The sequence below is a fragment of the Methanocella conradii HZ254 genome, assembly GCF_000251105.1.
Classification (GTDB): Archaea; Halobacteriota; Methanocellia; order Methanocellales; family Methanocellaceae; genus Methanocella; species Methanocella conradii.
Map to the genome: position 1 here is coordinate 2,048,064 of NC_017034.1, position 23,458 is coordinate 2,071,521.

Sequence of the window (23,458 nt, forward strand, 5' to 3'; positions counted from 1 at the left end):
GTGATTGGAATGCAGATAGACCTGGACAAGTCACTGAGAAGCGTTATGAGGACCGGCAAGGTCCTGGTCGGGACCAGGCAGGCCATCAAAGCAAGCAAACGCGGAGTAGCGAAACTTGTCATAGTGGCCTCCAACTGTCCCGGTGAAGTGAAGAAGCAGATAAAGGAGAGCAATGTGCCTGTTTACGAGTTCCCGGGCATGAGCGTGGACCTGGGGCCGATGTGCGGCAAGCCGTTCATCGTCTCGGCGCTGACCATACTGGACGCCGGCGAGTCGGATATCATGGCGTTGGCCAGAGGTGTACAGAGTGCCTGAAGTCTCGTTTACCACGGAGACGATGAGCTACATCGCCCTATTCGAGTCGCTGACCGGGGCGCACGCTAAGGACTGCCTCGTCCTTGAGGGGGAGGACAGCCGCATCGTGTTCGTCGTCAAAAGCGGAGACATGGGCTTAGCCATCGGTAAAAATGGTAACAACATAAACAGGGTGAAGAAACAGATTGGAAGGCATATCGAAGTCATAGAATACTCTGAAGACCCGAAGGAGTTCATCAAGAACCTGTTCCAGCCGGCCACGGTAAAGAATATAGTGCTTTCGACAAAGGGCGAAAGGACGGTTGCCATTGTGGACGTAGCCACTAAGGATAAGGGGCTGGCAATCGGCAAGAACGGCAGGAACATCAACAAGGTCAAGTTACTCGCACAGAGGCATCATAAGGTAGACGATGTAGTCATAAACCAGAAGTGAGGACGTGAGTAGATGGGATACGGAAAATTTGCAGCTCGTAAGCTCGCTCATGATAGAAAAAACTACAGGTGGAGCGATAGGGATTACGCCAGGCGCGTTTTAAGGCTAGATGAAAAGGCTGACCCGCTAGAGGGAGCGCCTCAGGCGAAGGGAATCGTACTGGAGAAGGTCGGGGTAGAGGCCAAGCAGCCGAACTCGGCGATCAGGAAGTGCATAAGGATACAGCTAATTAAGAATGGCAGGCAGGTCACTGCGTTCTGCCCCGGCGACGGCGCCATCAACTTCATCGATGAGCACGACGAGGTCACCATCGAGGGCATCGGTGGGCGGATGGGAGGCTCATATGGCGACATCCCCGGAGTGAGGTTCAGGGTGTGCAAGGTGAACGACGTCTCGCTCGAGGAGCTCGTCAAGGGCAAGAGAGAGAAGCCATTAAGGTAAGGTGGAAGTTTGTCAGAGTTATTACTATTCGGCAAGTGGGATACGACCCAGGTCAACATCAAGGACCCCAGCATTAAGAGGTACATCAACCTCTCGCCCGTGCTCGTGCCGCACACCGGCGGCAGGCTGGGCAAAAAGCAGTTCGGCAAGGCCGATATGCCCATAGTTGAGCGCTTAATAAATAAGATGATGAGGAACGAGTTCAACACGGGCGAGAAGATAAAGTGCTATAACATAGTTAAGGACGCCTTTGAGATAATAAGCCAGAGGACGAAGCAGAACCCTGTGCAGGTGCTCGTGGACGCCATCGAGAACGCCGGCCCCCGTGAGGACACGGTGAGGCTCAAGTACGGCGGCATCAACGTCCCCAAGGCCGTGGACGTGTCGCCGATGAGGCGCGTAGACCAGGCGCTCATGTTCATCGCCCAGGGGGCGGAGAAGGCGGCATTCAAGTCCAAAAAGTCTATAGAAGAAGCGCTGGCTGAAGAGCTGATAGCCGCCTCGAAGGGAGACGTTAAGAGCGCTTCGGTTGCCAAGAGAGACGAAAAGGAGAGGGTAGCGAAGGCAGCCCGCTAAAACACGAGAGGTTCACGCTTATGGCGACTAGAGGAAAAAAGATGGTTGAGCGGGTCAAGGAGCTAATGGATAAGCCCGAGAAGATCCGCAACATAGGCATTTGTGCCCACATAGACCACGGCAAGACTACCCTGTCTGATAACTTGCTGGCCGGCTCCGGAATGATTTCCATGGAGCTGGCGGGTAAGCAGCTCTTCATGGACTTCGACGAGGAAGAGCAGGCCAGGGGCATCACGATCAACGCGGCCAACGTGTCGATGGTCCACGAGGTCGGCGACGAGGAGTACCTCATTAACTTAATAGATACGCCCGGCCACGTCGACTTCGGCGGCGACGTCACGAGGGCGATGAGGGCCGTAGACGGCGCAGTTGTGGTCGTGGACGCCGTGGAGGGCACCATGCCCCAGACCGAGACCGTGCTCAGGCAGGCCTTAAGGGAGAACGTCAAGCCCATACTGTTCATAAACAAGGTGGACAGGCTCATCAACGAGCTAAAGATAGACAAGAAGGACATGCCCATGAGGCTCGGCAAGGTCATAGACCACGTAAACAAGCTGATAAAGAGCATGGCCCCCGAGCACTATGAGAAGGACGGGTGGAGGCTGGACGCGTCCAAGGGGACGGTCTGCTTCGGGTCCGCCCTATATAAGTGGGCTATATCAGTTCCATCGGCAAAGAGGACGGGCATAGGCTTCAACGAGGTCTACGAGTACTGTAAGGCCAACAACATGAAAGAGCTGGCACAGAAGTCGCCGCTCCACGCCGTGCTGCTCGACGCCGTCGTACACCACCTGCCCAACCCAATCGAGGCGCAGAAGGTGCGCATACCCGTCATCTGGAGAGGCGATAAGGAGTCCAAGGTGGGCAGGGACCTCCTCACGGCTAACCCGAGCGATGAGGTCGTATTCATGGTCACGAAGATATTGACAGACCCTCACGCGGGCGAAGTGGCAGTGGGCAGGCTATTCGCCGGCACCCTGGAAAGGGGCCAGGAGCTATACATCTCGGGCACCGCTGCGACGAACCGCGTACAGTCTGTTGCCATCTCCATGGGCGCTGACCGCGTAGAGGTGGAGAGGATACCCGCCGGAAACATAGCGGCGGTCACGGGCCTTAAGGATGCCATCGTGGGCTCAACCGCTTCTACGGTCAGGGATATGACCCCGTTCGAGGCCATCAAGCACGTATCCGAGCCAGTCATGACCGTGGCGGTCGAGGCCAAGAACATGAAGGACCTCCCGAAGCTCGTAGAAGCCTTGAGGCAGGTGGCCAAGGAGGACCCGACGGTCAAGGTCGAGATCAACGAGGAGACCGGAGAGCACCTCATATCTGGCATGGGCGAGCTTCACCTCGAGATAGTCACCAAGACAAGGATTACGAGGGATAGGGGTATAGAGGTCGTCACCTCCGAGCCCATCGTGGTCTACAGGGAGACCGTCTCGGGCAAGGCAGGCCCGATAGAAGGCAAGTCCCCGAATAAGCATAACAGGTTCTACGTGCACGTAGAGCCCCTTGAGCAGCCGGTATTCGAGGCGATAAAGAACGGCGACTTCTCAATGAACATGATGGAGCTTGACAGGCGTAAGCTGCTAGAGAGCCTGGGCATGGATAAGGAGGAGGCCAAGGGCATCACCCACGTATACGGCACCAACGTGCTCATCGACATGACCAAGGGCATCCAGTACCTCAAGGAGACGATGGAGCTCATCATCGAGGGCATGGAAGAGGCCCTGAAGAACGGCCCGCTGGCCAGGGAGCCCGCTCAGGGGATAAAGATAAAGCTTGTCGATGTAAAGCTGCACGAGGATGCCGTCCACAGAGGCCCTGCGCAGGTCATACCTGCGGTCAGGAGCGCCATACAGGGTGGCATACTCATGGCCGGCCCGACGCTGCTGGAGCCGGTCCAGAAGGTTTTCATTAGCGTGCCTCAAACCCAGATGGGCGCCGCAGTCCGCGAGATACAGGGGCGCAGGGGCATCATAAACGACATAAAGTCCGAGGGCGACATGTCAATCATCGAGGGGCAGGCACCCGTAGCCGAGCTGTTCGGCTTTGCAAGTGACATACGCGGGGCCACCGAGGGCCGCGCATTATGGAATACCGAGTTCCTTGGGTTCTTCCCCGTGCCGGCCAGCATGCAGAACGACATAGTCATAAGCATAAGAAAGAGGAAGGGCCTCAAGGCTGAGATACCGAAGCCGAGCGACTTCCTGGAGTGATGTAAAAACGAAAGGTATAAAAACAACAAATGCCTTTACGATTGCAAGCAAACACAGCATAAATCTGGAAATATATTCGGAGGTAATATAAATGGCAGGAACTAAGCCGCACTTAAATCTAGCTGTCATCGGACATATCGACCACGGCAAGAGCACCCTTGTCGGAAGGCTGATGTTCGAGACCGGCGCCGTACCGGCGCACATCATTGAGCAGTACAGGAAAGAGGCCGAGGCCAAGGGCAAGGCGACCTTCGAGTTCGCCTGGGTCATGGACTCTCTCAAGGAAGAGCGCGAGAGAGGCATTACCATCGACATCGCCCACAGAAGGTTTGATACTGATAAGTATTACTTTACCATAGTAGACTGCCCGGGCCACAGGGACTTCGTCAAGAACATGATCACGGGCGCATCGCAGGCCGATGCGGCCATACTGGTCGTAGCCGCCCCAGATGGCATCATGCAGCAGACCAAGGAGCACGTCTTCCTGGCCAGGACGCTGGGCATAGGCCAGCTCATCGTCGCCATCAACAAGATGGACGCCGTCAACTACGACCAGAAGAGGTTCGAGCAGGTAAAGGCCGACGTTACCAACCTTCTGAAGACGGTCGGCTTCAAGCCGGATACGATACCCTTCATACCCCTGTCCGCCTTCAAGGGCGATAATATAGCAAAGCACTCCGAGAACACCAAGTGGTACACCGGCTACAACCTCCTTGAGGCCCTGAATAACCTCAAGGAGCCTGAGAAGCCCATCAACCTGCCGATGAGGACGCCGGTCCAGGACGTGTACACGATATCGGGCATCGGCGTAGTCCCTGTAGGCCGTGTCGAGACCGGCATCATGAAAAAGGGCGACAAGGTCATCTTCAGGCCCTCCATCGATGGCGTTGGCGCGACGGGCGAAGTGAAATCCATCGAGATGCACCACGAGGAGATCCCCCAGGCGCTGCCCGGCGATAACATCGGCTTCAACGTGAGGGGCGTAGACAAGAACGCCATCCGTCGCGGCGACGTTTGTGGCCCTGTGGACAAGCAGCCCACTGTTGCCCAGGAGTTTAAGGCCCAGATTGTCGTGCTGCAGCACCCATCCGCCATCAGCGCAGGGTACACCCCCGTGTTCCACTGCCACACCGCGCAGGTAGCCTGCACGATTACCCAGATACTGGCCAAGCTCGACGCTAAGACCGGCAGCGTAAAGGAGCAGAACCCGGCCTTCATCAAGGCTGGCGACGCTGCCATAGTCATGGTCAGGCCGACCAGGCCGATGGCCATCGAGAAGGTCAAGGAGATCCCCCAGCTCGGCAGGTTTGCCATCCGTGATATGGGCCAGACCATCGCCGCGGGCGTCGTAATGGACATCACCCCGAGATAAGCTTAATATAGAAGGATGGACCATTATATCCATCCTTTCAATATTATCAGGTGATACATTATGGCAGCACAAAAAGCAAGGATAAGGCTTTCCGGGACTTCTCCGACCAAGCTGGATGACGTATGCAGCCAGGTTAAGAAGATCGCCGAGAAGACTGGCGTGAGCATTTCCGGCCCCGTACCGTTGCCGACCAAGCGTCTCGTGGTCCCGTGTAGGAAGAGCCCGAGCGGCGAGGGCACGGCAACCTGGGAGCACTGGGAGATGCGCGTCCATAAGAGGCTTATCGACATAGACGCCGACGAGCGTGCTTTGAGGCAGCTCATGCGCATCCAGGTGCCCAAGGACATCAACATTGAGATAGTCCTTAAGGGCTAAGCATAGCGGTTGAATATTACTAGAAAATATGGAAAGGCTCGTTGAGCCTTCAACTATCACCTCCCTTCATGGAAGATGTAGTAGGGGTTTTTGAAACTCCTACCAAACCCTGTTTTTCGGTGCCAACACGGCGAACGCCACAATGAATTTCACCACAAAGGACACAAAAAACACAAGGACTTTTATTACTCAAGGGGGCGTTCTTTGTGTACCTTGTGGTAAAAAATGTATTTATTTGTGTTGTTTCTTGAGGTAAGGCATAAGGCCGCCGGCCTCTAGAAGCTGCTGCATAAACTCGGGGATGGGCTTCATGGGCAAAACCTTGCCAGTGGTAAGATTCCTGACCTCATTTTTACTGAAGTCCACCTCAAGCTCATCGCCCTGCCTGGCCTCCTTAGAGATGCCCTTACACTCTATAAGAGGCAAGCCAATATTGAAGCCATTCCTGTAAAAGATGCGAGCATAGGATTCCGCGATGATGCACGAGACGCCACAGGCCAGGATGACCTGGGGCGCCTGCTCCCTCGATGAGCCGCAGCCGAAGTTAGTCGAGGCCACCAGGATAGGGTCCTTGACCTTTTGAGAGTCCGCATAGAACGTCGGGTCGATAGACTCAAAGGCGTGCACAGCAAGCTTTTTTAGATCTAGCTCGTCGTACTTATATTTGCCAGAGATGACCTCATCAGTGTTGGTATCAGGGGGATAGACCCTGAGCACCTTTGACCTTATATTTTTGAGTGCCATTTTAGAGCACCTCCCGTGGGTCTGTTATTTTTCCGTATATGGCGCTGGCGGCGGCGACTGCCACGTTAGAAAGGTATATCTCGGCCTTATTGTTACCCATTCTGCCCTTAAAGTTCCTATTCTGGGTAGACAGGGCTTTCTCGCCGTCCCCCAGGGCGACGGTCCTGCCTATGCAGAACCCGCAGCCCGGGGCGCATACCGCCGCGCCAGCCTGTACAAGCGTCTCGATATACCCGAGCCTTATGGCATCGGCCAAAACCTTACGGCTTGCCGGGTAAACCACCAGCCGGGTATCCCTGTGGGCTTTTCTGCCCTTCAGGATCTCTGCGGCCATCTTAAGGTCTTCAAGCCGGCCATTCGTACAAGACCCGATACAAACCTGGTCGAGGGGCACGCCAGCAAGCTCAGACACGGGCTTCACGTTATCCACCCTGTGCGGGTACGCCACCATCGGCTCCAGCCTGGAGGCATCAACAAACAGCTCATCGGCGTATACCGCATCCTTATCGGCGGCGAGAGGCCTATACTCGCCTTCACGGCCATGCTCCTTCAAATAAGCCCTAACTTTTTCGTCGGCGGGGCACAGTCCGACCTTGCCCCCCGCCTCAATAGCCATATTTGATAATACCAGGCGGGATTCCACCGACATTTTGTCTACCGTGGAGCCCTGATACTCCATGGACATGTACGTGGCGCCATCCGCGGTGATTTCCTTGACGATGTGAAGGAAGACGTCCTTGGAGGTCACATGCTTCGGCAGCTCGCCATCTATCTGGAACCGGAACGCTTCCGGGACCCGGAGCCAGGTGGTGCCATACGCCATTATGGCGCCCACGTCTGTCGAGCCCATGCCGGTAGCGAAGGCGGCCAGCGCGCCATGGGTGCAGGTATGGCTGTCCGCCCCTATGATTATCTTCCCGGGAGCGGCGAACCGCTCGGCTACTACCTGGTGGCAGATGCCATCCCCATTCTCGAAGAAGTATATCCCATTCTCGCGGGCGAACCTGCGCATGAAAATATGCACGTTTGAGACCTGCTCGCTCGGCGAAGGCGAAGCGTGGTCGCAGACCGCGCCGACCTTTTGCGGATCGAAGACCTTCCTTGTGCCAAGCTCTTTCTCCATCTGCTGTATCGCCAGGGGCATCGTGCCGTCCTGGCCGAATACGAAATCTACTGGCACCGTGATTAAGTCCCCCGGTGCCACATCCTTTCCGCTTTTTTCCGATAGTATCTTTTCTGCCAGCGTCTTCCCCATTGTCACTCACCTGAGTCGAGGATGTATCCGCTTATGCGTCGGTCATAAATAAAACTTACCCAGTGTCCTTGATCTAATGGTTTTTTATATAGTCTATAGGCTGTATCATGGAGGCTGATGGGGCTTCTTGTCAGGTGCCAACCCTAAAGGTTGGCAAGATCAAGGTCAGCGTCGACCGGCAAACGGGAGCATTGTGGATGAGGCAGGTGGAGCCGGTTTTCCTGCGAACGCTAGTGGCCACGCCAATTGCGGATATCCTGGGCTAGCCCCGGCAGATGTGGATGAAAGGCTCCCTGTACAGGAGGAAACCTGAGAACGACCTAACGTGCGCGTCTTCACGAAGTTCGCCAGCGTTCCGGAAGACCCTGCTACGGGGAGCGGCAACGGGTGTCTGGCCGCCTACCCTGTCAAGTACCGCTACTTTGGGGAGCCGAAAATTAAACGGCTCAAGTCAGGGTGGGCGGCAAGGTCATACCTGTAGCAAAGTGTACTTTGCTATGATGAGCGCAAAAAGTTTATAATGGCTAAGCCGTATAGGTTCGGCACCTCAATTTATCATTATTAATATGATTATTTTGTATGCGCAGGCACTTTAAAGGAGATGCGGGCGTGGCAATACAGTTCGCAGACAGGATGTATTCCGTAAAGAAGTCATTCATACGCGAGATACTCAAAGTAACGGAAGACTCATCCACCATTTCCTTCGCCGGCGGCCTGCCTAATCCTAAGTCGTTCCCGGTGGAAGAGGTGGCGGCGGCGGCCGCAAAGGTGCTGAAGGAAGATGGGGAGAGCGCCCTGCAGTACAGCACGACCGAGGGCTACCCGCCCCTAAGGGAGTATATAGCCAAACGGTATGCACGCTATGGCATAAAGGCCGATGCCGGCGAAATACTTATCACGACAGGCTCCCAGCAAGGGCTGGACCTGATAGGCAAGGTTTTCCTTAATAAAGGAGATACCGTCGCCGTCGAGCGCCCAACCTACCTTGCTGCCCTGCAGTCCTTTGGCATGTATGAGCCCGGGTTCATAGGCATATCGCTCATGGACGATGGCATCGATGTGGAAGCGATGAAAAAGGCATTAGCCGACGATGCGGTAAAGCTTCTCTATATGGTGCCGAGCTTTCAGAACCCCACAGGAATCACGTACTCACATGAAAAGAGAAAACAGGTGGCCGAGGCGCTAAGGGAAACGAAGACGGTGCTCGTGGAGGACAACCCGTATGGCGATATACGGTTCATGGGAGAAGACCTGCCGCCAATGAAGCGCTATGTGGGCGGAGACGCCATCATCATGGGAACGTTCTCAAAGACAGTATCGCCGGGCATGCGGCTAGGATGGCTATACGCGCCAGGAGACATCATGGAAAAGCTTATCACGGCAAAGCAGGCGGCAGACCTGCACACCAGCTACTTCGTACAGCGGGTCGTCTATCAATACCTGCTGGATAACGACGTGGAAAAGCACATCAAAAGGATCCGGCGCATGTATAAAGCACAAAGGGACGCCATGGTATCGGCGCTCGAAAGGTATTTCCCCGATGGCGTATATTATACAAGGCCCGAGGGCGGCATGTTCCTGTGGGTAACCCTGCCGGAAGGCATATCGTCCATAAAGCTATTTGAGATTGCGATAAAGAATAAGGTCGTCTTCGTGCCAGGCCATGCGTTCTTCGTGGACGGAAGCGGCCAGAACACGCTGAGGCTCAGCTACTCAAACTCCAATGAAGAGCAGATCGAGGAGGGCATAAAGCGGCTCGCTAAAGCGTTTTACACTCTAAAAGAGGCAAAACATGAAACTATCGCTGTTAAAGGGTAAGTTCGCCGTCTGCAGGCTTGAAAAGAGCGCCCCGATACCCGAATGGCTAAAAGAGAGCACGTTCTTCACAGTATCCCGCACCTATGACGAGCTCTCCTTCGTATGCTCACAGGAGTCGATCCCGGAATACATTGAATGCGATAAGGACTGGAGGTGTCTCCAGGTGGAAGGCCCGCTTCCCTTTAACGAGACTGGCATACTCGCCTCGCTGACCGCCCCGCTTGCCAATGCAAAGATCCCGATATTCGTCTTTTCCACTTATGATACCGACTATGTTATGGTAAAGGACGGCGACCTGGATAAAGCCGTGAGGACGCTATCGGCCGAACGCCACAGCGTTAGGCGATAAAAGCGGCCGCGACTGGTTCATATACCCCAATGTATCATAAGATATGGCGATGAGCGCTAGTAATTTTAATATGCACTTCGTCTGCACCCTTGATGAGGCCAGGAGTATCGTGGATCAGCATGAGAAGTACTGGATATCTAACTGTAATTGCCGTGAGCATCGAGGCCCATGTAATCGTTCCCGGATGGACGTGTGCCTGCAATTTTACCCCGTGACAGTGGCCGACGGCTCCAATAAGAGGGCTGCCACAAAAGATGAAGTCTATGCAATTTTAAAAGAGGCGCGGGAAAAGCACCTGGTGCCAAGGCCTTTCCGGAACGAGAAGGATAGGGACAGGGTCGATGGCATCTGCTTCTGCTGTGATGACTGTTGCGGCTACTTTTTAGGACGGTGGGGTCATGGGGTGGGGAATCCCCTTGAAACGGTGGGATGGAATTCGCCCCTTGTTCTCCGGCATAAAAATAATACTACTTTCGGCAAGCATAGATAAAGTATATGGATAAGCGCATAATAATTGTGGTGTGTATGCTTGTGAGGAAGACGGTCAGGATACCCGTCCACTATGAGACTACGAAGAGCAAGGTGGACCGGCTGGGCAGGCTGACCGCCAGGCTGACCTATTGCATATCATTAATCAACGGTCTCGTCTCCCCTGAGACGAGTCTAGACCGGAAGACGTTGCGGAGGCTGGTCAAGGATAGCGACATCGTGCAGAAGTGTGGATTATCCGCTGGGTACGTGGACCAGTGTATCGACAAGGTTTTGTGGGCGTGGCGGAGCTACGAGGACAGGCACGGCGAGTGGCAGTACATGTACGACAGAGCCGTCGAAGACCATGCCAACTGTGGAGACGATGAGCGGGGGGAACTGGAAAAGAAAGTCAAGCGGCTCGAAAAGAATGAGCCGTCCCCGCCCGTATTCGACCATAAGGTGTCCTGTCGATTGGATTTTCGCACGGGCGGGATAGAGCGGGGCGAGAACTCTTTTTTGTTGTGGATGCACGTCTCCACGCTCGTGAAGGGGGAGACGATGGACGTTCCCCTGAACCCTTCTTATTATCATCTCAAGCAACTCGAAGGAGCCATGATAAGCGACTTCGAGATAATACGGAAAAACGGCAGATACTACGCTCATGTATCCACGACGAGGTTCGTGGTTGATGTTGAGACAAGTTCCTATGGGGGCATCGACCAGGGTTTGAACAGGACGCTGGCAATCGTATTGCTACCTCCAACTGGGGCTGGCGTGCCCCGTGAAGAGCTATTGTACGATGAGAAGCGAAACATGCTGGACAAGTACGACGCTATCATAGCATCGTTACAATCGGCTATGGCGTCGGCGAGACACGACCGGGCGAGGTGGCTCGTCGAATACCATAAGATGTCGAGGAAGCTCAAGCAGCTACGAGGCAAGAGGAACAACGTGTCCGTGTACCATGATTGGCTCTTGGCTAACAAGGCTGCCGAGTACACCGACGGCTACACAATAGCCATCGGGAACACGAGGTTCAGGCAGGCGCAGTATCGTGGGAATGGTATGCCAGCGCTCCGAAAGAGAATAGGAAAATGGAGCTACGCTAGACAGCGCATGTTTATAGCCCATAAGCGGGCCGAACGCGGACTATCCACGATGCTCGTCGACGAGAGGAACACGTCGAACACGTGCCGTTGTGGGAGCAGGCTGGTCACGAGGAAGTACCTTAATGGTGCCTCGTGGCTCCTGTGCCACTCCTGTGGCTCGAAGCTCGACGCTGACCTCAACGCGGCGTACAACATAGCGGCAAGAGGGATGACAGGCTGAAAGTGCGGATGAATATGAAAAGCCGCGCGAGCGCATAACATGGGATGCCCGCCAAATTCATTGGCGGGAGGATGTCACGGCTACAGGGCTCATGCGATAAAGGTAGCCTCATCGAGCAAACCGATATGGATGCCTGCATAGATTGCGGCGTCTGCGCCGAAGTTTGCCATTTCGGCGCCCGTATGGTGGACGAGGCGCTCAAGGTAGATAGGGATAAGTGCTACGGGTGCGGCCTCTGCGCTGACGCGTGCGCCATGAAAGCCATCACAATGGTGCCCCGATAAAATGGAGGCGTATGGATGATAATCAAGAATGCAATCTATTATGATGGCCAGAGGGTTGTCAGGGGGGACTTTAAGAATGGCAGGTCAGACGAGGAGTTCGACGCCTCCGGCAAGCTAGCCTTCCCGGCCTTTAACAATGGCCATACCCACCTTGCGATGACGCTCATGCGCGGGGCCGGGGACGGAGAAAAGCTCCAGGAATGGCTGGATAATACCATTTTCCCCATGGAACAAAGGCTGACACCGGAACTGGTGTATAAAGCCTCCATGTTTGGCCTCCTCGAGATGATAAAGACAGGCACGTCCCGCTTTATGGATATGTACTACTTCGTGGAGGAGACCGCTAAGGCCGTGGAGAAGGCGGGCCTGAGAGCCACGCTTGGCACGCCCATAACTAGTTTTGGCACGCCTTACTATAGAGACGCAGAGGAGGCGCTGCGCATGGCAGAAGAGCGGCTTCATAAAGGGCCTGAGGGGCTGGTCGATTTTTGCGTGGCCCCGCACTCCATATACCTTTGCGATGAGGAGGCATTAATCAAGGCGAAGGAGCTCGCCGATAAGTATGGCGTGCCGCTCACGATGCACGTGTCTGAGACGAGGAAGGAGTGCGTAGATTGCCACAGGAAGACTGGCATGTGGCCCGTCGAATACCTGGATAGAATCGGCTTGCTGGACCAAAATACCGTTTTATTCCACGCCACTTGGCTCACGAAAATGGAAGTCAGGATATTGGCTGACCGAAAGGTGACCGTCATTCACTGCCCCGCCTCTAACATGAAGCTGGCATCTGGAGGCGTCATGCCATTGCCTGAGCTGCTGGAGGCGGGCGTGAAAGTAGGGCTGGGCACCGACGGCGCGTCGAGCAACAACTCGCTGGACATGAGGGAGGAGATGAAGATCGGCTCCCTGCTCCAGAAGTCTCACCGATGGGACGCCACGGTGGCCGGCCCCCGCACCATGATGGCGATGGCGACCTTAGACAGTAAAGACCTGGCATTCGTCAGCCTGGACGACGTGCGGATGCTGCCTCGCCATGACCTCATATCTAACCTCGTATACAGTGGGGGCACGGTGACCGACCTCATCGTGGAAGACCGGGTCATAATGAAAGACGGGGAGGTTTTGACAATTGATGAGGAGCGGGTTAAGAAAGATTTCCTGGATGCCGCTGCGGAGCTGCTGAGATGAGGGTGGCAGCGCTTTTTTCAGGCGGCAAGGACTCCAGCTATGCGCTGTTTTGTGCCCAGCACTATGGCTGGGACGTGACGTGCCTGGTGTCCGTGTTTTCCGCCTCGCAGGCCTCATATATGTATCATGTGCCCGCCATCGAGCTGACTCGACTCGCCGCCGAGTCCATCGGCATACCTCTGGTGGAGGCGTCAGCGCCGCCCGAGCCGGAGGCCGAGCTGATACCCCTTAAAGAAGCGTTGAGTCGTCTCGAAATCGATGGGATAGTGTCGGGCGCCCTCGCCTCGGAGTACCAGCGCAAGCGGCTGGACCAGATATGCCAGGATATAGGCATCAAGTCCTTTGCCCCTCTGTGGCATAAAAACCAGCGCGACTATGTCCGCGAGCTTGTCGCCGAGGGCTTCGAGGTTATCGTTACGGGATGCTATGCCGAAGGCCTGGGCGAGGAGTGGCTGGGGAAGATACTGGATGATAAGGCCCTTGAAGAGCTAGAAAGGCTGCATAAAAAATTCGGCATCAGCGTCGCTGGCGAGGGCGGCGAGTACGAGTCCTTTGTAGCCTATGGGCCTCACATGAGCCGCCGGGTGTGCATCGAATACGAAAAGCAATGGAGGCGGGACTCAGGCAAAATAATAGTAAAAAAAGCGTGGCTGGGATGAAATAAGGTCACGCCTAAACTATACTATGACAAAAAATATAATATAACAGTCGAACATTAATAAGTATAAGTGAGATTTTGGGCTGGAATCTTATTTATGATAATAGCCCCTATAAAATGCCCTCCTTTAAAGAGGCCATGGCATTCTGGGGATACATGTATAAAAAAGGATTACTTGGCATTATTCTATACTTTCTATCATTTTTAGTATTTTTTATGGTGGCCTGGTGGATAGCCCATGAGCTATCGGTCAAATATTTCATGGTCAGCCCATGGCTAACGCTCATAATTGCAATAGCAATACTTCCATTGCTCTTCTTTTATATTCCCATAATGCCCAGGTCATATGAATTCCAGTTCAAGGGTAAGATAAGGCAGGATATCCCGGAAGCGGAGCTTAAAGAGCTATTAATAGAGATGACCAGAAAGTCCCTGGAGATTGCCGCCATGGTCATCATGCTGATGTGCGTGCTATGCTTAATGGTATACGGCGCCACAAGATATCTTGCCATATCAGACACCATAACGCTCGCCCTCGTGGTGGCAACGGCGTTCAACATATTCCTGATATCACTGGTGGCCATTTCGCTTGGGGGATATAACAAAGATCTATTACATAAGACCTTTACCGAAGAGGAGTATAAGCGTTATACAAGCCTGAGCAATTACAGGAACACATTTTTCCTTCTCGTGGCCTTTGATGCCCTCATCGGCATTCTTATTAATAGCATGCTGAGCAGCCTAACAGTCGGGATGACGGCCATCCTTCTAGTAGCGGTAATAATTAACGTAATCCTGGCAATAGGCTTATGGAATTATCTAATCATGAGAAGTGAAAACGAACGTAAAGCCATGATGCCACAAATGAAGATAAGCCTGGCCATACTTATCATGGCTGACCTCATCTTCATGGCAGCATTTATCGTGCAAAAAGTCTGGATAGGAGCCTCTTATGAGAGAACTGTTCTCATGATGTTCACCGCTTTTGTACTTGTCATGGGCATCCTGGGGATCATACGGCTCATTTTAGCCTCGATTCACGCATTAAGGCAGGGATAATTTCAGAGGAGTCACGACGCCTCAGTCTTATACCTTCCCCTGTACTCTATCTCCTTTACCCTTTCAAGCACTTCGTCGGCGCCCTTAAAGGAAGACCTGTAGCCCTCGGCAAACGCCGCCATCAGCTTCTCGTGATCCTTATGAGAGCTTATGAGCGTCTGGTAGAAGACGTGAACGTCCACGCCCCTCGACTCAAGCATCTCGTCCCAGAACGACAGGCCAAAATCGATAAGGTATATCATGTCTCCCTTGACCAGCATGTTGGACGTCGTCAGGTCTCCGTGGATGATGCCCCCGCCATGTAGCTTGCCCACCAGGACGCCAGCCTTTCTAGCGCTATCCTCATCGATGACGTCCTTCAAGGGAACGCCCGTGATGGTCTCCATAATAAGGTCAAACCTGCCCACGTCATAGATTATAGGAGTCGGTATGCCCAGCTTACGGGCCTCTGACATGATCTTAGCCTCGGCCCTCGTGCGCTCCCGCCTCAGCCTCTCATCCAGTTCATCTATTCTATAGCTTTTTTTAACCCGCGTCTTTACAACCTTGTCGTCCTCAATTAAAACGACCGCTTCGGCACCTCTCTTTTCTAAAGCCATGGTATGTCCACCTCGTCCGGCCTGAAACACGGGTTCACGGCGCTATCCTCTACTTTAAGCACCATGCCATGCTTCAGCTGAAGCAGGCCTGTGTAGGCTATCATCGAGCCGTTATCGCCAAAATACTTTTTAGGCGGGGCATAGAACCTGGCCCCTCTCGCCTTACACATCTCGTCAAGCATTTGCTGTAGACGCATGTTCGCCCCGACGCCCCCCGCGATAAGACACTCGTCCTTCCCCGTATGGGCCATGGCGCGCTCGGTGACCTCTACGAGCATGGCGAAGGCGTTCTCCTGCAAAGAGTAGCACACGTCCTCCCTGGGGTGCGAAGCAGTCGCCTCTTTGGCCGCGGACATCAAGCCCGAAAAGGAGAGGTCCATGCCCTTGACGACATAAGGCAGGTGTATGTAGTGCCTTCCTTCCCTGGCCAGCGCCTCTATCTTCGGGCCGCCAGGGTGTTGTAGCCCTAAAAACCTTCCGAACTTGTCCAGGGCATTTCCAATTCCTATATCCAGGGTCTCCCCAAAAATACGGTACCTGCCCGCCCTGAAAGCGAGCACCTGCGAGTTTGCTCCGCTCACATACAGCGTCACAGGGTCCCTGCAGCCCGTCTGCCACCTGCCCACCTCGATGTGCGCAATGCAATGGTTCACGCCCATCAAAGGCACGTCATAGGCCAGAGCCAGCGCCCTGGCCGCCGTGGCGACCGTCCTCAGGCACGGCCCCAGGCCGGGTCCCTGCGAGAAAGCCACGCCGTCAAACTCTACGCCAGAATCTAAGACCTTGCGTATGACCTCTCCAATATGATTAGAATGATGCTGGGCAGCCGCCATGGGGTGAATGCCGCCCGTCTCAGGAATGTAGGGGATGCTTGCCTCCGCATACACCCTGTCCCACCCTACGATTGCTGCCGACAGGCTCCAGGCAGTGCCCTCGATGCCAAGGACTCTCTCACAGCGCATAAGACCAGGCTACTATTAAGCGTGCCAGCATAAAACTTTTAGCATTGCCGTAAAACAAAAAATAAAATATAAAAATATGGTTATTTACTTCGTCAGGTTATTCTTAACGAAATCGGCTACCACTGGTATGTAGAAAGGCTTACCCGTGTATATGAGGTATGCGCCATACAGCACATAAAGCCATCCTAATAGCCCGATGATGGTGCCAATGCATCGGAACGATAACAATACGCATACTATGGTTAATATAACCCCATACACGATGGATTGCCATGCATGGAACTTTAAGAATCTGCTCTCTCCTGCCATGACCAGTATTAAGATGCCGGTAAGCCAAGTTAATACGTAGGCTATAGCTCCCTTCAATCTTTCATCATCGGTTGCGCCGACGTCAGGTATGCCTGCCGATGCAGTTGGTGCTTGGTCTGCCATAATTATAAACCTCTCTTTAATATTATATATTCGATTGCTATATAACCATTTGCTACATGAAGGCCAGCATCGCGGTTAGCGTTATCGTAAAAAGCATGGTTGATAAGATTACTGCGCGGGATGCGAAGTCGGGGTGCACCTTGAACTGGGCCGCGAGGACGGAGCTGGTGACGGCGATGGGCGTGGCCGCCTCAAGCAAGGACGTTTTGTAGACCATGCCGGAGCTTCCGATCAGGAGCCCAGTCAGGGCTACTAAGGCGGGGGCTAACGCGAGCTTGAGGGCGCTGAGGGCGCCAATGCTTTTCAGGTCGGCCTTAAGCACCGTACCCTCCGCCATCGCCCCGGTGGCCAGTAAAGCAAGCGGCGGCGTCGAATCAGAAATAAGGCCCAACGGCAACCTTACGATATCCGGCAAAGCCAGCCAGGATAATAGAATGCCCAGCAGGGCGGCCCAAATTATGGGGAGCCTGTGCAGTTTCCCGGCCTCTGCCGGCTCATCGGAGCTTCGCCTGAGCAGGTATACGCCCAGCGTGAAGGCCACGATGGTGTAGACCGTCGAGATAAAGGCCGCCACGCTGAGCGACTCCTTCCCCTGCACGTAGACGTTCAGCGGGAAGCCTATGTATCCCGTATTGCCATAAAAGGCGCATACTATGAAGACGGCTGCCATGCCCTGCTCTAGCCTTAAAAGCCTGGCCACGATATAGGCGACGCCTGCTATGGCGAGCATCGGGGCCAGGTTTAGAATGTATATCCGGGGGTTCAGCAGCAAGCTCGTCCCCGTATCATGAAGGCTGATGAATGTTATCACGGTTATGCCAACGTAATACACGTAGCCATTTATGGCGCCGACCAGCCAGTCATTGAGGAGCCTGAGCCTCTTCAGAGTCCAGCCGAGAAGGATGAGGCCGAAGATTGGGACGATGACGCTTGCTACGCTCATCGTTAAGGAAAAGGCATATGGCCGTAATAAACCTTGGCATTTTAAAAAAGATGAGTAAACTTATGTTTACGTGAAGACAAATCCGCCCGGCCCCGCAACCGGCACGCCGAAAACGAGGCCTGTAGGCTGAAGGCCGAACGTCATCGAGCGAGCGACCCCCATGGCCGCCGAGTTCTGGGCGCCCCAGTTACCGCCCACGCCCGCCTGGAACGGGCCCCAGCCCGCGAAAGCGCTCGGTAGCGGGCCGCACCCGAACCCATCGAACGCAGGGAAAGCGAAGCCGCCGAAACCCTGCACCGAGGAAGGCCCGACGAAGCCGTTAAGGAACGAATCCGTACTGGCCGCGCCGCCCACGCCCGTCGTCGTATACCACGTATCTGTTATGCCATTGCCAAAGTTGCCATAGGGCACGGGTAATCCTACCCCGCCTAGCGGAGGCTGGGCAAGCAAAGGCACACATTGCGCATGGGCCGTAACCCCAAAGCCCAACAATAATCCGAGCAGCACTAATACCATCAACTTATTAAAGCTCATTCACATCCCCCTACGTATGGGTAGTATAATAACCGAAAATAAATACGTTATCGCCTTTTATTGGGCTGTTATGACCGGCGGCACCGCAATAAACACGCTAATATACATTCACTGGCTGATAAATTGGACCTGCATGACGAGGGCCGGGGTAGCCAGATAAGGATAAATACCCTCTTTTATCCTTGAGAATAAAAAAGCAATCTGGACCGGAAATGATATTAGCCATGCACAGGTTATTATAAAAAGGATGGACACGAAGAGGATATTAGAACTAAGGGGCCAGGCCGCAAGGCTGGAGGCCACCACGCATGTCGGCAAGGGCGGAGTAACGACCACCCTGATAGAAGAGATAAGCAGACAGCTTAAGGACAACAAGCTGGTAAAGGTAAAGCTACTGAAAAGCGCGGTAGAAGAGACGCCAAGGAAAGAGATAGCGGAAAAGCTTGCAAAGGAGACGGGGGCAGAGCTGATAGAAATTAAGGGCAACACTGTAGTGCTCTTTAGACGTTGATTTGATTTTGGGGGCTATATGCATCCCCTCCAGGGCGCGTTCTGGAGCGAGAAGCCGGATAAGCTACTGAAAGCCCTTGGAGCCTCGCCGCAGGGCTTGAGCGCCGAAGAGGCACGGAGAAGGCTCAAGGAATACGGGCCCAACCAGCTCAGGCCAAAAAGGCGCTATGGCCCCCTGAGCTTATTTATTAGCCAGTTCAACAGCCCGATCATATTATTATTGCTTTTTGCGGCGATACTCTCATTCTACCTTGGCGATAAGGTCAATTCTTTGATCATTTTTTTAATACTGCTGGTAAGCGGCTCCCTCGGGTTCTGGCAGGAATACTCGGCGACCGGCGCCGTTGAGAAGCTGCTGGAGCTGGTGAGGGTTAAGGCGCAGGCGCTACGTGACGGCGTGGAGGTGGACGTGCCGTTCGAGGAGGTGGTCCCCGGCGACGTGCTGGTTTTGAACGCCGGGGACAGCATACCAGGGGATTGCCTGTTGCTGGAATCCAGGGACCTGTTCGTGGACGAGGCAGCCCTTACGGGCGAAACGTACCCGGTCGAAAAGTCGGTTAAGGCTTTACCGCCCGATACGCCCCTAAGTAAAAGGGTGAACTCGCTCTTCATGGGCACCCATGTGGTTAGCGGGACCGCCAGGGCGGTGGTGGTGAGGACGGGCCTTGACACGGAGTTTGGCACGATCTCGGAGCGCTTAGGGTACAGGCCTCCGCCCACGGAGTTCGAGCGGGGAGTCAGGCATTTCGGCTATCTCCTGCTCGAGGTCACCACTGTCCTTATCATCGCAATATTTGCCATAAACGTGTACCTGGCCCGGCCCGTGCTCGAGTCCTTCATGTTTGCACTGGCGCTGGCGGTCGGCTTGACTCCCCAGCTTTTGCCCGCCATCATAAGCATCAACCTGGCGACCGGCGCCAGGAGGATGGCCGCTGAAAAGGTCATCGTGAAGCAGCTTTCCTCAATAGAGAACTTCGGGAGCATGAATGTCCTGTGCTCGGATAAGACCGGGACAATCACCGAGGGCAAGGTGGCCGTTCACTCCGCTGTCGGCGTCGATGGCGGGGAGAATGAAAAGGCATTATTATACGCATACTTGAATGCGAGCATGCAGTCGGGCTTCACAAACCCGATTGATGAGGCCATAAAGAGGCATAGCGTGCCCGATATCAAGGGCTATAGGAAGGCTGATGAGGTCCCTTATGATTTCATCAGGAAACGCCTGAGCATTCTTGTAGAAAAAGATGGCTCGCATATCATCATCACGAAGGGCGCCCTCAAGAACGTCCTGGAAGCCTGTACCCTGGCCGAGATTGGCGGAGGCGTGGTTGAGGTTGGGAAGACGCGCAGCCTCATAATGGGGCAATATGAGAAGCTGAGCGCTTCTGGTTTTAGAACGCTGGGAATCGCATACAGGGAAGTGGGAATCCGGTCGCGCATATCCAAAGAGGATGAGCGGGACATGACTTTCCTGGGCATCGTCGTACTCTACGACCCTCCAAAGGCTGGCGTAGCGGAAGCCATAAGAAAGCTCGGGCAGCTTGGAGTCACGCTTAAGGTCGTCACCGGTGACAACCGCCTCATAGCCGCGTATATAAGCAGGGAGGTCTGCAGGGCTGGCGGGCTCGATACAAAAGAAGGCGAAAGGGTGGTAACCGGCTCAGACCTCAACCGGATGAACGATGATGCGCTCATGCGCGTCGTGATGGAGGTGAACGTGTTCGCGGAGGTCGAGCCCAACCAAAAAGAGCGCATAATTACCGCGATGAGGAAGGCTGGCAACGTGGTGGGCTACATTGGCGACGGCATCAACGACGGCCCGGCCCTTCACGCCGCTGACGTCGGGATATCCGTGGACAGCGCCGTGGACGTGGCCAAGGAGACGGCCCAGATCGTGCTCCTGGAAAAAGACCTCGGGGTGCTGGCAAAGGGCGTGGAGGAGGGGCGGAAGACCTTCGCCAATACTCTCAAATACGTCTTCATGGCCACGAGCGCGAACTTCGGGAACATGTTCAGCATGGCCGGGGCGTCCCTCCTTCTCCCTTTTCTCCCTTTATTGCCCACCCAGATACTGCTCGCCAACCTTCTCACCGACCGTCCGGAGATGACTATAGCAGCAGATTCGGTGGATAAGGAGCTCATGGACCGGCCGAGGCGGTGGCGTATTGACTTTATAAAGAGGTTCATGATAGCATTCGGCCTGCTAAGCTCCATATTCGATTTTATGCCGTTCGGCGTTCTCATATTGCTTTTGCATGCCTCTGAGACCGCGTTCAGGACTGGCTGGTTCGTGGGGTCGGTGGGCTCGGCCGCCATGATAGTGCTCGTCATAAGGACCCGTAAGCCGTTCTTCAGGAGCATGCCAGCCGCCATTCTGGCCATGACCACGCTAATCGTCGTAGGCCTGGTCACCGCCCTGCCATATACGCCTCTTGCGCCGTTCTTCAGGTCCCAGCCGCTACCTGTGGAATTCCTGCTGGCACTGGCCATCATCCTGGCGCTATACGTCGCCACGGCCGAAATAGCCAAAAAGATATTCTACAAGATAGTGAAGTTTTAACATCTGATGCCAAGAAGGCTAATGGCTCCACTGTGCTGGAGGCTTTTAGGGTTCGCGCCTTCGTGCTTTATTTTAGTGTTAGAGAATTAGAGGCTTAGAGCATTGACCCGAGGGTTAGAGGCGCCTTTGTGCGTTGACAGTGAACTAGAGCATTAGAGCCTTCGTGTAAAAAAAATTTCGTGTTTTAATATTCCTTTTATGTTTTCGTGATCCCATGCCAGGTGCCAGCCACACAAGGGTTTTCCTGTGCGAACCACATAAGAGGAAGCATACAAGCGTACCACCAAACAATTATTCAACCTGTTGATGAACCGTTTGGCGCAGGTGTAAAGTATGAAAAGCGTGTTTTTGGTGTTGGTGTCCTCATTAGCCCGATTTTTTTCAGGTTAGCGAAACAAGCCCTATGCAGCCCGACACGCAAATGTCTTTCATAGGACACAGCAGCTTATCAGAAAAATATAAATTATAGATAATGTATTAGTCGTGGGCGTGAAACTAGCTTTTTATTCGTATTTTTTGGATAAGAAAGGTGATTGGTAGTATTATAGCGTAGAACATTGAAAAGGCGATTGTTATAAAGGCGTATAATATTATTGTGTTCATGGCCTCGCTCAGCATGCCTATTCCAGGAAACTTTGGGATGGGATTCGGCGTATGAGACATCACCATCGCCCATCCCGCTATGTACAGGAATCCGATGACAATCACGGAGGAAATAAACACGACGACCTCTTTTTTTCTCACCTTTATATAATCCTCTATGATAGGAAGGATTGTAATAGCGCCCAGCGAGATCATGGTTACCATGATGAAATCCATGATGGTCAGCGTTGACGCGTGAATCCATGATATATCAAACGAAAAATAAAGTTCTCTGAGCAAGGGCCTGATTACCGGCATTAAAATCGCGAGGACAACGGCCAGCAGTAGTATTATAACGAGCCTGACACTCTTATTCCTTATACGCTTAGAAAGCATATAAATCAAAGTCGGGTATCCTCCGATGATTAATACGGCGAATATTATAGTATAAAGAACGAAACATCCATTGCATCACCACCGATTAAACCACATTTAACGTTTCTTCGCAGGACAATGACTCAATAGTCAAGGTTTGCTCACCACTGTTGTGCTATTCAAGGTTATTGTGATTGGGCCTTCGAATTCTCCAACATTGAACTTAGTAGTATTATACCAATATTCTAGACCGACAGTCTTTATACTATAGTTAGCGTTACATGGCAGATAGAGGAATATATCAGTCCTCGGGTGTGGAGTATCGATTGGGCTAGCCACTTCAAGATTAAAGCTCAAGTTATTGCTATCACCTGTGAAGCTCATTTAGTTGGCGCTACGATGTATTTAACTAGCACGCTAACGTTGCGTGAATTGGATTCCAGCATATTTATTGAGGTTGGGTTAACTACACGTATATCCATTGTCACGTTTTTAGCCGCTGCATGATGAGCCCAGAAATCATAAACTTCATGCCATGATGTACAGTTAGACAACGAAACAGCAATTAGTAATAGTAATATAGCAAATGCGACAGCTATTAGTCTATTAATCTTTATGATATCCTCCGCCTGATAACTTAACATTATAGGTCTACTATAATTATACTAGGCCCGCTTGCTGATGGAGTTGTCGTTGCAGAAGCCACTGGTGCTAAGGCTAGGTTTACTAAAAATAAAGCTATAAGCAACGTTCCTAACGCCTTTCCTTTAAATTTTATTATACACATTCTTATCCTCTTAAATTTACTCTTTTATTTTATATTCCAAGAGGCAGAATCGGGTAAGCTTAAAATAATCGAAAAGCTTACACTTATCCTGCCTCTTATTGGCCGTGTGGTCCGGTTTGTCTCAGTCAGATGGCAGGGCCACACGCAACCCTCTCGTGCCTTCAGGCGCTTACCAGGCAATATCTTAACTTATCATTACTTAAGTTTTATCTCATAATCTGTTAACTGTCGGTTTTAAGTGTGATGATTCGTAGAGCGTTTAAAAATGAAGGCATGGGGCTGACCTGC

27 protein-coding genes are annotated in these 23,458 nt (G+C 53.3%); 19 read left to right on the forward strand and 8 right to left on the reverse strand.

The features are described 5' to 3' along the window. Positions 1–9 precede the first annotated feature (9 nt). From MTC_RS10735 to rpsJ, 7 genes are all read left to right on the forward strand, one after another. Positions 10–315, forward strand: coding sequence for a 50S ribosomal protein L30e (locus MTC_RS10735; protein WP_014406717.1), 306 nt, complete (start codon positions 10–12; stop codon positions 313–315). Beyond that, entirely contained in the window at positions 308–748 is a 441-nt protein-coding gene (locus MTC_RS10740) for a NusA-like transcription termination signal-binding factor (protein ID WP_014406718.1), read from the forward strand. Before MTC_RS10735 ends, MTC_RS10740 begins: the two co-directional genes overlap by 8 nt. Positions 749–760: 12 nt before the next feature. After that, positions 761–1,189, forward strand: coding sequence for a 30S ribosomal protein S12 (locus MTC_RS10745; RefSeq protein WP_014406719.1), 429 nt, complete (start codon positions 761–763; stop codon positions 1,187–1,189). Positions 1,190–1,198: 9 nt separating this feature from the next. After that, a complete protein-coding gene (locus MTC_RS10750) occupies positions 1,199–1,765 on the forward strand; it encodes a 30S ribosomal protein S7 (protein ID WP_014406720.1) in 567 nt (188 codons plus the stop codon). Between the two features lie 20 nt (positions 1,766–1,785). Beyond that, complete coding sequence (locus MTC_RS10755; RefSeq protein WP_014406721.1) at positions 1,786–3,984, forward strand: elongation factor EF-2; 2,199 nt, start codon at positions 1,786–1,788, stop codon at positions 3,982–3,984. A gap of 91 nt (positions 3,985–4,075) precedes the next feature. Beyond that, the gene (tuf, locus tag MTC_RS10760) at positions 4,076–5,356 is read left to right on the forward strand and encodes a translation elongation factor EF-1 subunit alpha (RefSeq protein WP_014406722.1); all 1,281 of its coding nucleotides are present in this window, start codon (positions 4,076–4,078) and stop codon (positions 5,354–5,356) included. A gap of 60 nt (positions 5,357–5,416) precedes the next feature. Then, on the forward strand, positions 5,417–5,731 hold the full coding sequence (gene rpsJ / locus MTC_RS10765) for a 30S ribosomal protein S10 (RefSeq protein ID WP_014406723.1): 315 nt from the start codon (positions 5,417–5,419) through the stop codon (positions 5,729–5,731). A gap of 231 nt (positions 5,732–5,962) precedes the next feature. Here rpsJ and MTC_RS10770 read toward each other — a convergent pair whose 3' ends face one another. Beyond that, the gene (locus MTC_RS10770; protein WP_014406724.1) at positions 5,963–6,475 is read right to left on the reverse strand and encodes a LeuD/DmdB family oxidoreductase small subunit; all 513 of its coding nucleotides are present in this window, start codon (positions 6,473–6,475) and stop codon (positions 5,963–5,965) included. A gap of 1 nt (position 6,476) precedes the next feature. After that, positions 6,477–7,730, reverse strand: a complete 1,254-nt coding sequence (locus tag MTC_RS10775) for a 3-isopropylmalate dehydratase large subunit (RefSeq protein ID WP_014406725.1) — start codon at positions 7,728–7,730, stop codon at positions 6,477–6,479. Positions 7,731–7,837: 107 nt separating this feature from the next. On the opposite strand from MTC_RS10775, the gene MTC_RS13390 reads away from it, so the two are divergent. The 10 genes from MTC_RS13390 (at position 7,838) to MTC_RS10815 (ending at position 14,886) form a co-directional block, all read left to right on the forward strand. Further along, positions 7,838–7,996 carry a hypothetical protein gene (locus MTC_RS13390; RefSeq protein ID WP_014406726.1) on the forward strand — a complete coding sequence of 53 codons (159 nt, stop codon included), beginning with the start codon at positions 7,838–7,840 and terminating at the stop codon, positions 7,994–7,996. 59 nt (positions 7,997–8,055) lie between these two features. After that, positions 8,056–8,211: a PhzF family phenazine biosynthesis protein gene (locus MTC_RS13190; RefSeq protein WP_143767138.1), complete on the forward strand. Its 156-nt coding sequence runs from the start codon at positions 8,056–8,058 to the stop codon at positions 8,209–8,211. Between the two features lie 98 nt (positions 8,212–8,309). After that, positions 8,310–9,548, forward strand: a complete 1,239-nt coding sequence (locus MTC_RS10780) for an aminotransferase-like domain-containing protein (RefSeq protein ID WP_014406727.1) — start codon at positions 8,310–8,312, stop codon at positions 9,546–9,548. Then, positions 9,523–9,897: an ACT domain-containing protein gene (locus MTC_RS10785; RefSeq protein WP_014406728.1), complete on the forward strand. Its 375-nt coding sequence runs from the start codon at positions 9,523–9,525 to the stop codon at positions 9,895–9,897. Before MTC_RS10780 ends, MTC_RS10785 begins: the two co-directional genes overlap by 26 nt. Before the next feature lie 49 nt (positions 9,898–9,946). Beyond that, complete coding sequence (locus MTC_RS10790) at positions 9,947–10,387, forward strand: hypothetical protein (protein WP_143767139.1); 441 nt, start codon at positions 9,947–9,949, stop codon at positions 10,385–10,387. 35 nt (positions 10,388–10,422) lie between these two features. Beyond that, positions 10,423–11,697: a transposase gene (locus tag MTC_RS10795; RefSeq protein ID WP_237705901.1), complete on the forward strand. Its 1,275-nt coding sequence runs from the start codon at positions 10,423–10,425 to the stop codon at positions 11,695–11,697. Between the two features lie 71 nt (positions 11,698–11,768). Beyond that, a complete protein-coding gene (locus MTC_RS10800) occupies positions 11,769–11,981 on the forward strand; it encodes an ATP-binding protein (protein ID WP_048189666.1) in 213 nt (70 codons plus the stop codon). Positions 11,982–11,996: 15 nt separating this feature from the next. Further along, the gene (locus tag MTC_RS10805; RefSeq protein ID WP_014406731.1) at positions 11,997–13,169 is read left to right on the forward strand and encodes an amidohydrolase; all 1,173 of its coding nucleotides are present in this window, start codon (positions 11,997–11,999) and stop codon (positions 13,167–13,169) included. Continuing rightward, complete coding sequence (locus MTC_RS10810; RefSeq protein WP_014406732.1) at positions 13,166–13,828, forward strand: diphthine--ammonia ligase; 663 nt, start codon at positions 13,166–13,168, stop codon at positions 13,826–13,828. The genes MTC_RS10805 and MTC_RS10810 overlap by 4 nt, the downstream gene beginning before the upstream one ends. Positions 13,829–14,043: 215 nt before the next feature. Then, positions 14,044–14,886 (forward strand): hypothetical protein, encoded by an 843-nt coding sequence (locus MTC_RS10815; protein WP_158308521.1) that lies wholly within the window; start codon positions 14,044–14,046, stop codon positions 14,884–14,886. Positions 14,887–14,897: 11 nt separating this feature from the next. Here the strand turns inward: MTC_RS10815 and MTC_RS10820 are convergent, their stop codons facing one another. The 5 genes from MTC_RS10820 to MTC_RS10840 form a co-directional block, all read right to left on the reverse strand. Then, positions 14,898–15,485: a Kae1-associated kinase Bud32 gene (locus MTC_RS10820; protein WP_014406734.1), complete on the reverse strand. Its 588-nt coding sequence runs from the start codon at positions 15,483–15,485 to the stop codon at positions 14,898–14,900. Next, positions 15,476–16,447, reverse strand: coding sequence for a bifunctional N(6)-L-threonylcarbamoyladenine synthase/serine/threonine protein kinase (locus tag MTC_RS10825; RefSeq protein WP_014406735.1), 972 nt, complete (start codon positions 16,445–16,447; stop codon positions 15,476–15,478). Before MTC_RS10825 ends, MTC_RS10820 begins: the two co-directional genes overlap by 10 nt. Positions 16,448–16,531: 84 nt before the next feature. Beyond that, positions 16,532–16,879 carry a DUF4870 domain-containing protein gene (locus MTC_RS10830; RefSeq protein WP_014406736.1) on the reverse strand — a complete coding sequence of 116 codons (348 nt, stop codon included), beginning with the start codon at positions 16,877–16,879 and terminating at the stop codon, positions 16,532–16,534. 52 nt (positions 16,880–16,931) lie between these two features. Continuing rightward, complete coding sequence (locus MTC_RS10835; protein ID WP_014406737.1) at positions 16,932–17,822, reverse strand: AEC family transporter; 891 nt, start codon at positions 17,820–17,822, stop codon at positions 16,932–16,934. A gap of 66 nt (positions 17,823–17,888) precedes the next feature. Beyond that, entirely contained in the window at positions 17,889–18,356 is a 468-nt protein-coding gene (locus MTC_RS10840) for a hypothetical protein (protein ID WP_014406738.1), read from the reverse strand. Between the two features lie 247 nt (positions 18,357–18,603). Here MTC_RS10840 and MTC_RS10845 point away from each other — a divergent pair, with 247 nt between their 5' ends. Together MTC_RS10845 and mgtA are read left to right on the forward strand one after the other, a co-directional pair. Continuing rightward, positions 18,604–18,867, forward strand: a complete 264-nt coding sequence (locus MTC_RS10845) for a YhbY family RNA-binding protein (protein WP_014406740.1) — start codon at positions 18,604–18,606, stop codon at positions 18,865–18,867. An 18-nt stretch (positions 18,868–18,885) separates the two neighbouring features. Continuing rightward, positions 18,886–21,426, forward strand: a complete 2,541-nt coding sequence (gene mgtA, locus MTC_RS10850) for a magnesium-translocating P-type ATPase (RefSeq protein WP_014406741.1) — start codon at positions 18,886–18,888, stop codon at positions 21,424–21,426. Positions 21,427–21,921: 495 nt separating this feature from the next. Here mgtA and MTC_RS10855 read toward each other — a convergent pair whose 3' ends face one another. Continuing rightward, the gene (locus MTC_RS10855) at positions 21,922–22,404 is read right to left on the reverse strand and encodes a hypothetical protein (protein WP_048189368.1); all 483 of its coding nucleotides are present in this window, start codon (positions 22,402–22,404) and stop codon (positions 21,922–21,924) included. Positions 22,405–23,458: the final 1,054 nt, after the last annotated feature.

Bases quoted from the DNA above. Each gene is read 5' to 3' on its own strand.
- MTC_RS10735 (WP_014406717.1), top strand. From the start codon at position 10: ATGCAGATAGACCTGGACAAGTCACTGAGAAGCGTTATGAGGACCGGC.
- MTC_RS10745 (WP_014406719.1), top strand. From the start codon at position 761: ATGGGATACGGAAAATTTGCAGCTCGTAAGCTCGCTCATGATAGAAAA.
- MTC_RS10755 (WP_014406721.1), top strand. From the start codon at position 1,786: ATGGCGACTAGAGGAAAAAAGATGGTTGAGCGGGTCAAGGAGCTAATG.
- tuf (WP_014406722.1), top strand. From the start codon at position 4,076: ATGGCAGGAACTAAGCCGCACTTAAATCTAGCTGTCATCGGACATATC.
- rpsJ (WP_014406723.1), top strand. From the start codon at position 5,417: ATGGCAGCACAAAAAGCAAGGATAAGGCTTTCCGGGACTTCTCCGACC.
- MTC_RS10770 (WP_014406724.1), bottom strand. From the start codon at position 6,475: ATGGCACTCAAAAATATAAGGTCAAAGGTGCTCAGGGTCTATCCCCCT.
- MTC_RS10775 (WP_014406725.1), bottom strand. From the start codon at position 7,730: ATGGGGAAGACGCTGGCAGAAAAGATACTATCGGAAAAAAGCGGAAAG.
- MTC_RS13390 (WP_014406726.1), top strand. From the start codon at position 7,838: ATGGAGGCTGATGGGGCTTCTTGTCAGGTGCCAACCCTAAAGGTTGGC.
- MTC_RS10780 (WP_014406727.1), top strand. From the start codon at position 8,310: ATGCGCAGGCACTTTAAAGGAGATGCGGGCGTGGCAATACAGTTCGCA.
- MTC_RS10785 (WP_014406728.1), top strand. From the start codon at position 9,523: ATGAAACTATCGCTGTTAAAGGGTAAGTTCGCCGTCTGCAGGCTTGAA.
- MTC_RS10790 (WP_143767139.1), top strand. From the start codon at position 9,947: ATGAGCGCTAGTAATTTTAATATGCACTTCGTCTGCACCCTTGATGAG.
- MTC_RS10795 (WP_237705901.1), top strand. From the start codon at position 10,423: ATGCTTGTGAGGAAGACGGTCAGGATACCCGTCCACTATGAGACTACG.
- MTC_RS10800 (WP_048189666.1), top strand. From the start codon at position 11,769: ATGTCACGGCTACAGGGCTCATGCGATAAAGGTAGCCTCATCGAGCAA.
- MTC_RS10805 (WP_014406731.1), top strand. From the start codon at position 11,997: ATGATAATCAAGAATGCAATCTATTATGATGGCCAGAGGGTTGTCAGG.
- MTC_RS10810 (WP_014406732.1), top strand. From the start codon at position 13,166: ATGAGGGTGGCAGCGCTTTTTTCAGGCGGCAAGGACTCCAGCTATGCG.
- MTC_RS10815 (WP_158308521.1), top strand. From the start codon at position 14,044: ATGGTGGCCTGGTGGATAGCCCATGAGCTATCGGTCAAATATTTCATG.
- MTC_RS10820 (WP_014406734.1), bottom strand. From the start codon at position 15,485: ATGGCTTTAGAAAAGAGAGGTGCCGAAGCGGTCGTTTTAATTGAGGAC.
- MTC_RS10825 (WP_014406735.1), bottom strand. From the start codon at position 16,447: ATGCGCTGTGAGAGAGTCCTTGGCATCGAGGGCACTGCCTGGAGCCTG.
- MTC_RS10830 (WP_014406736.1), bottom strand. From the start codon at position 16,879: ATGGCAGACCAAGCACCAACTGCATCGGCAGGCATACCTGACGTCGGC.
- MTC_RS10835 (WP_014406737.1), bottom strand. From the start codon at position 17,822: ATGAGCGTAGCAAGCGTCATCGTCCCAATCTTCGGCCTCATCCTTCTC.
- MTC_RS10840 (WP_014406738.1), bottom strand. From the start codon at position 18,356: ATGAGCTTTAATAAGTTGATGGTATTAGTGCTGCTCGGATTATTGTTG.
- MTC_RS10845 (WP_014406740.1), top strand. From the start codon at position 18,604: ATGGACACGAAGAGGATATTAGAACTAAGGGGCCAGGCCGCAAGGCTG.
- mgtA (WP_014406741.1), top strand. From the start codon at position 18,886: ATGCATCCCCTCCAGGGCGCGTTCTGGAGCGAGAAGCCGGATAAGCTA.
- MTC_RS10855 (WP_048189368.1), bottom strand. From the start codon at position 22,404: ATGCTTTCTAAGCGTATAAGGAATAAGAGTGTCAGGCTCGTTATAATA.